This window comes from Anaerosporobacter sp. (genome assembly GCF_031551385.1).
In the GTDB taxonomy this organism is placed as follows: Bacteria; Bacillota; Clostridia; order Lachnospirales; family Lachnospiraceae; genus Anaerosporobacter.
In genome coordinates this window covers 1-7,346 of record NZ_JAVBNS010000159.1, presented here as the reverse complement: position 1 = coordinate 7,346, position 7,346 = coordinate 1, and the positions used below count along the sequence as shown (strand labels likewise).

Sequence of the window (7,346 nt, the reverse complement as noted above, 5' to 3'; positions counted from 1 at the left end):
CGCAATATCTGCTTCATTCCCATCAATGGTTTATTCTCTCGATCTTCTGTTTGAAACCAGATAACTTTATCAGGGTCATAAGGAATTCCCGCTTCTTGTAGAGCCTTAACATAACCTTTGTGTCTTGCCTTCCCTTGATAATCATCCACTTTGAATATTCCGACAATGTCTCTATGCCCCAACTCAATTAGATATTTTGCTAGTTGATAACCCCCTGCTACATCATCCATTAATATATGTGGCTTATTCATAAATTGTGGGTAGATACCTTGCACAAAGACATATGGTATCTCTAAATCATCTAGCATACGATAGAGATTATAATGCTTACAATACACTTCACTTCTGCTTGGCTCGATAATTAAACCATCTACATTTTTTGTTAAGATATCTTCCAAACTCTTAGCTTCCATCTTCTGTAGATTACCTGTGTTTTTAAGAATGATACTATATCCCTCTTTCGTTAACACAGTATCAATGCCTTGAATTAATCGCGGAAATATATAATCACTAATATATGTTGTTATAACAGCAATGTTATTGGACTTCGTATTCTGCTTAATTCGCCCCATGCAGAATGTCCCTCTACCATGCTCTGCAACAACAAAACCTTCATTTTCTAGTATAGACAATGCTTTTCTTACAGTATGCCTACTTACAGCATAGTTCGCAGAAAGTTCATTCTCAGAAGGTATCCTGTCACCTGGCTTAATTACTCCACTTAATATATTCTTTTTTAAATCTTCCATTAGAGTATAATATTTTGCTCTTCCCTTTGCATCAGCCAAACAAACTCCTCCTTTTGATCGCATACTGCTTTCCATGTTTTTATATTTATATTATACAACTTGTACGCACATATCGACAAGTTGTATTTAATTCGACTGAAACCATTCATCTTACAAACTCTTACGCTAAGTATAATCGCAAAAATAGCCTTCCCAGCTTGTTTACATACAAGTTAGGAAGGCTAACATTTTAATATTTAGCTCTTACTAATTAACAATGTTTATCCAACCAATTAAGAATATCCTTATACACCAGCTGTCTATCTGTCTCATTTAAGATTTCATGACGGTCGTTGTCATACAAATGTACTGAGATATCTTTAACCCCCGCCTTCCTATAGACATTATATACATGCTCAACACCTTTACCATAATTGCCAACGGGATCTTCTTTACCGGCAACTATATGTATTGGTAAATCTTTTGGAATCTTATTAATATTGGATTGTTTTTGAATATAGCCGATTGTTTCCAAAATCAACTCGTATCCATTCAATGTAAACTTGAACGTACAACCAGGCTCATTGCAATACCATTCACGTATTTTATCATCTTTTGTAAGCCATTCTTTACCATTACGGTCCTTACTAAAATGACTATTATATAAACCAAACATAATATTTTCAATGAATTTACTGCGATGTTTATCTCCATATATACATTTCAATACCTTAATAATTGCTTTGCCACCAACTATTGCAATTTTAGGCTGTGATGCAGTTCCCATAATAATTGCTGCATCTATCTTTTTACCATAAGTCATAAGATAACGTCTTGCAATAAATGACCCCATACTGTGACCTAATAAAACAAGTTTTGTATTCGGATACATCTTTCTTATCTTACGAGTTACTTGATAGACATCATCAACAACGGTTTGACTTGCATTCTTCCGAGCAAAATACCCCCATTCATCTTCGTTTCTAGCTGTACTTCCATGTCCAAGATGATCATGTCCAACAACTGCATAACCATTCTCTACTAAATATCTAGCGAAATCGTCATAACGCTCAATAAATTCAATCATCCCATGAGATATCTGCAATACAGCTTTTATCTCACTACCAGCCTGCGGTTTCCAAACCACAACATTTAATTTATGAATTCCATCCTTGGAAGGTACTTTCAAATATTGTTTTTCAACTGCTAGCATATCTATTCCACCTTTCGTAGTGATAATACGGATTGTTACGCATTTCATGCAAGCATGAAACACATAACCTTTTGACTCTATTATCAGTATACTACTATTTTCCACCTTTTATAATAGCATTTACGCTTTTTTCATTATAAAAGCAAAGCACAATTCCTCCTAATACGCAAAATACGCAAGCAATTCCTGCTGCCACACGATATCCTGTACCTGATGTTCCAATTGTAGCAACCGCTGTAAAGATTAACATTGCTAAACTCTGTCCCATCTTAAAAGCGAATGTACGAGCCGCATAGAACATACCCTCTCGATTCTCACCAGTCATCACTGCATCACTCTCAGATATATCAGCAAGCATTGCCTGTGGCAGAATTCCGAATATCGCCATCGGCATTGCTGCAATTGCAACAAGGATATACCCTTGTATTGTTGTACTGATTCCTAGTCCTGCACCAAAGAATGTTGTATAAAGATACGCTACACCAAACATAGCAAATGCAATTAATACTAGTTTCTTCTTTCCCATCTTTTTAGCCAAGATATTAATCGGAATATAGAACACTAAGGAAAGTGCTGTCATTGCAACAAAATATACGGTTGACATGCTCTCTGATAACCCTAATAATGATGTTACGAAAAAAGGAAGTCCTGTTTGAAACATCGTAAGTGCTATCCAATATAGAATATCAGAACCTACGAAGATACGGAAGCTTTTATTGCGAAATGTTTTTACTAATGATGAGAATGCTGTTCCTTCCACTGGTGCTGCTTCCACATAATCTTTTTCCTTAATAGCAAAAACAGGTATAAATAAAGCAATCAAAGCAATTACTGCAAAGATAGAAAATGTTAATCTCATCGCTGCAACTCTTCCCATACTTCCTTCAAACATTCCCCATACAACTGGTGCTGTATATGCAACTGCTGTACCAACGATAAATGTAAGAGAAATTGTAGTAGATATATTAATTCTCTCTTCTTGGCTGTGACCAAGTTCAGGCAGTAGTGCTGTATATGGTGTGCAATATGTTGTTAATGCAAGATAATATAGTAACACAAATACAAGTAACCAAGCCGCATTAATCCAGCTATTTTCCTTTATTGGTGCACAAAATACTAATACAGTCGAGACTGCTAATGGTATCGCGGCAACCTTTAAGAACGGAATACGCCTTCCATTTTTGGATTTACATCGATCTGACAAAGATGCAATCCAAGGGTCTGTGATAGCATCAAACACTCTACCTAACGCTGTAATTCCACCAATAATTGTGATTATCCCGAAGATCACCAAGCCTTGTGGAATGAAAACTGTATGCCCAGCACTTCTTGCACCTTCATCTGGCTGATAAAAGTATACTAACCAGTTCGAGATTAACCCTGATAGTAACGCCCACCCAAATTGACCTAACGCAAATAAAAACATTTTACTTGTAGTTAATTTCTTCATAATAACCCTTCCTCTCCTTATCTACCTTTCATTGCAAGTTCAACAACTTTATAAGCCCCACTATAGATTCCTTTTTCATGATTCGAAATTATGTTTTTGCACATGTCTGTTAATACAGTTCCATCTTCCAAAAACAGTTTTAACATCTGAAGTGTATGTGGAATATCTTGACACTCTAGCGTTCCATCTCCTATCTCCGCCGAATGAATTGCCCCCCACATCTCATGTCCTCCAACACGTTTGATAAATAGTTTCGGTATCGGATAAAACGCTAACTCACTTGGTTTTGTAACTAACACATCGGTACTTCTCATCAATAGATTTGTTGCATATACCGCTTCAAATATATTAGAATGAAAGAACCCATGTATCCCTTGTACTTCCCCATCAATCGCTTCGTCTGCAAATGAACATGTATCTTTCCAATTATCAAAATGTTTCTTTGCAGAATGAAGTTCTGGAATTTGCTTCGCTAATTCATCCCAAACATTTTTATAGTCTCCTACATTAATATATAATGCTGCTTTATTCTTCTTTATATAAGGTAATAGATAGCGTATGATAGCTGCAAAAATCTCTTTCTGTGCTCCAGCTCCACCAATCGTAAGTAGAAAGCGCATTGGTTTTTTATTCTTTACTCGTTCTATTCTATGAGTACAGTCTTCTAAAATATTGGCAACCAGCTCATGGTCAATATAATGCCCTGTATACGCAAGTTCCTCTGCCTTCATTGGATTTAATGCTTTTTTTCCATCCATTCCATTTAGGATACGATACCCTTGGTATGCAAAATGTGTCTGAACCGTATGTACACTTCCCTCTGCCAAATGAAGTGCCATTGGCCAATTATCAGGAATTGCATTCACTACGGTATGCATCCCTGCATGTAGTGCCGCTTGCGCAGGCCATACATGTGTTGCTACAACAGGGATATCTTTTGGAATCTCTCCATATACAGATGCCATTAATTCTGCATTTTTTTGGTCTGCCGCGTTATAGGACAACTTACGAAATCCTTCCGAGTTCATCGGCTCCCATACAAAGTGATTAAACAATTTACTCTTTTGAGATAAACGTGAGCCCATCGAATACAGGTTATTTTGATGGTTAATTACTTTTCCACACGTTGTCTGCTGATACGAATTCAAATCCATCCAATATGGTGTATATCCCATCGCATGTGCTGCCGATGCGATTGCCATTGAGATTCTATAATGGCCAAATCCCATTCGAATATTCCCTACAATAATTCCTTTCTTTGTATCTAATCTGCTTGATGCTTTGCCTTCTTGTATGGAAAGATTCTGTACTCCTAAGAAACTACCAATACATGGATTTTCTTCTATGAGTATAGGGTATCTTTTGTTTGTATCATCTCCGAATTTTTTAATGAATTTCTTTTTTTGATTATTTGCTTTCTTTACTACTTTCTTTGGCATAACATTTCCAAATATATTTTCTGTACGATTCATTAGAAACCTTCTTTCTTTGTAATTGTATATATTCTCGTTGCAAAATCGCCCATTACCCTTGTATCACCAGTATATCCCGTGCCTACAAACTGTTGCTTCAACTTAAATCCTGCGTATTCTAGCATATCACCATATAACTCATAGGATTCCTCCTCGCTATCTAGCATATATACTTTGTTAACAATCGTTTGCATAATCCCTTCGTCTTTAATTGGTACTGGTGATGCCTGATTCACCAAATCACCAAACTGTTTAATGGAGATTGACTGCTTTCTCGCTTGAACATGATATAAAGAATCTGCATCTAAGCCTTTTACTTTCAACACATCAGAAGAAGAATTTGCTCTCTGTAGTCTTTGATAACACATTACGATTGCTTCTTTTTTATCTTCTGATACTACCTGCCATATTATATTTCCATTGTGCATACGCTCTCCTTTAAAGTTGCCATACTGAAATAATTTACGGTGTTCCTTATAAAATGCAATCTGATTTTTTACTATTCTTTTATCTGCTGTGCTTAATTTTGTAACATCAAGTTCATATCCTAGCACTCCAAAGCAAGCGATATGAAAGCGATTTTCAAGCCCTATATTTCGTAATGTTTGATGATTCGGAACTGCACTTACATGTGCACCCATCGTAGATAACGGATAACCATACGACGTTCCCTCTTGAATCTCTACTCGTTCATTCGCATCGGTATCGTCTGATGTCCATATCTGAGGCATATAGTATAACATTCCAAGATCAAAGCGATTACCACCCGCAGAACAGCTCTCAAACAGTATCTTAGGACATGCCTTTGTAATTCGTTCCATCATATCGTATACACCAAGTATATATCTATGATAGAATTCGCCTTGACGTTTTCCTAATGAAGCAGAATAGGCATCCGATAGATGACGGTTCATATCCCATTTCACGTACTCGATATTTGCTCCATGCAGCACATTAAGAATCATCTGAACAACAGTGTCCCTTACTTCTTCTCTTGTCAAATCAAGAACGTATTGGTTTCTTCCGATATAGTCCTCTCTTTTTGGTATTCTTACCGCCCAGTCGGGATGCTTACGATACAATTCACTATTTTCACTAATCATCTCTGGCTCTATCCATAAACCAAATTTCATGCCTAGATTATTAATTTTAGCTGCCAACTGATTCAGAGAACCACCTAGCTTTTTCTCATTAACAAACCAGTCTCCAAGAGACGACGTATCACTCTCCCTTTTTCCAAACCAGCCATCATCTAATACAAACAATTCTACTCCAAGCGATGCCGCTTCCTTTGCAAGCTTCAATAATTTCTTCTCTGTAAAATCAAAATATGTCGCTTCCCAGTTATTAATTAGAACTGGTCTTTCTGTTCCTTGCCATTGCTTTGGAACAATATATTGATTGACAAATGTAGCGAATTGACTTGAAACGCCTTGTCTTCCTTTGTGCGAGTATGTCAAAACTGCCTCTGGAGTAAAAAATGTTTCATCTTGTCCAAGCTCCCATTCAAACTGATACGGATTGATTCCTGTCATGATTCGTATCTTTTCATACGGTGTTACTTCCACTGCTTCATAATGATTTCCTGAATAGATAAGATTGATGCCATAGCAAGAACCTGCATTTTCCGTACAATTTTCTTTTGTTAGTAATATAAGAGGATTATGACGATTTGAACTCGAACCTGTCGTCGATTCATTCACATACAACCCCGACTCTAATTTCTTTCGATTCACATGACGCTCTCTTGTCCATGCCCCATCAAATGTTTCCATATAGTAATCCGATTCAGGCAAATCAAGTTGCATACTCATGATTCGATTCAATTGAATACTCTCTGTTCCCTTATTCGTAATAACCGTTCTTCTTGTAATTACGTCGCAAGAAGGTAGTACTGTATAAATCAACTTCAACTCTACGGAATATAACCAATCCTCTAATATAATTTCTAGTGTACTGGTCTGTTCACCCTCTTGTGAACATCTTACATATGGCATCTTCGTTTTCTTAGAATCACGATACTCTCCTTCATATATCTCATGCTCTTTATAATAAAAGCGATTCGAATAACTATAATCTGGCATTTGCATCTCCAAAGGAGAATGTCTGTAATCTCCATTACCACCAAAAGAATACTCCATACATAGATTATCAAGTGTCATCGTTGTATCTTCTGGACATACTGTACTATTACCATATCCCGTACCAAATTTTTCTTGCAATGCAGTATTCGTTACTCTTGTATGAACTTTCCTCCCATAATATAGATTCTCAAGATATCTTTCATTGCGTATTCCTATTATGTATGAAGTATGTTCCGTTGCTAAATGAAAAACTTGATTTTCATATTGAATCATAGTAACAACCTTACCTTTCTTATAATCTACAGTCTTGTGGCAGCAGACATTTCAATGTATATTTTAAAAGATTCTATTTTTGCAAAACAATAAAACTCATTTCGTTTATTTAGTTTTATTATAGCA

5 protein-coding genes are annotated in these 7,346 nt (G+C 36.3%); all 5 read right to left on the bottom strand.

Annotation, left to right across the window (positions count from 1 at the left end):
* The coding region (locus RMR19_RS13015; RefSeq protein ID WP_310603925.1) for a GntR family transcriptional regulator at nt 1-788 on the bottom strand (788 nt) is incomplete at its 3' end.
* A 211-nt stretch (nt 789-999) separates the two neighbouring features.
* The gene (locus RMR19_RS13010; RefSeq protein WP_310603924.1) at nt 1,000-1,941 is read right to left on the bottom strand and encodes an alpha/beta hydrolase; all 942 of its coding nucleotides are present in this window, start codon (nt 1,939-1,941) and stop codon (nt 1,000-1,002) included.
* Between the two features lie 94 nt (nt 1,942-2,035).
* The gene (locus RMR19_RS13005) at nt 2,036-3,391 is read right to left on the bottom strand and encodes an MFS transporter (protein ID WP_310603923.1); all 1,356 of its coding nucleotides are present in this window, start codon (nt 3,389-3,391) and stop codon (nt 2,036-2,038) included.
* A gap of 17 nt (nt 3,392-3,408) precedes the next feature.
* A complete protein-coding gene (locus tag RMR19_RS13000) occupies nt 3,409-4,863 on the bottom strand; it encodes a DUF6937 domain-containing protein (protein ID WP_310603922.1) in 1,455 nt (484 codons plus the stop codon).
* Entirely contained in the window at nt 4,863-7,220 is a 2,358-nt protein-coding gene (locus RMR19_RS12995) for an alpha-galactosidase (RefSeq protein WP_310603921.1), read from the bottom strand. Before RMR19_RS12995 ends, RMR19_RS13000 begins: the two co-directional genes overlap by 1 nt.
* Nucleotides 7,221-7,346: the final 126 nt, after the last annotated feature.

Coding starts and splice junctions, on each gene's coding strand:
- RMR19_RS13010 (WP_310603924.1), bottom strand. CDS start 1,941: ATGCTAGCAGTTGAAAAACAATATTTGAAAGTACCTTCCAAGGATGGA.
- RMR19_RS12995 (WP_310603921.1), bottom strand. CDS start 7,220: ATGATTCAATATGAAAATCAAGTTTTTCATTTAGCAACGGAACATACT.
- RMR19_RS13005 (WP_310603923.1), bottom strand. CDS start 3,391: ATGAAGAAATTAACTACAAGTAAAATGTTTTTATTTGCGTTAGGTCAA.
- RMR19_RS13000 (WP_310603922.1), bottom strand. CDS start 4,863: ATGAATCGTACAGAAAATATATTTGGAAATGTTATGCCAAAGAAAGTA.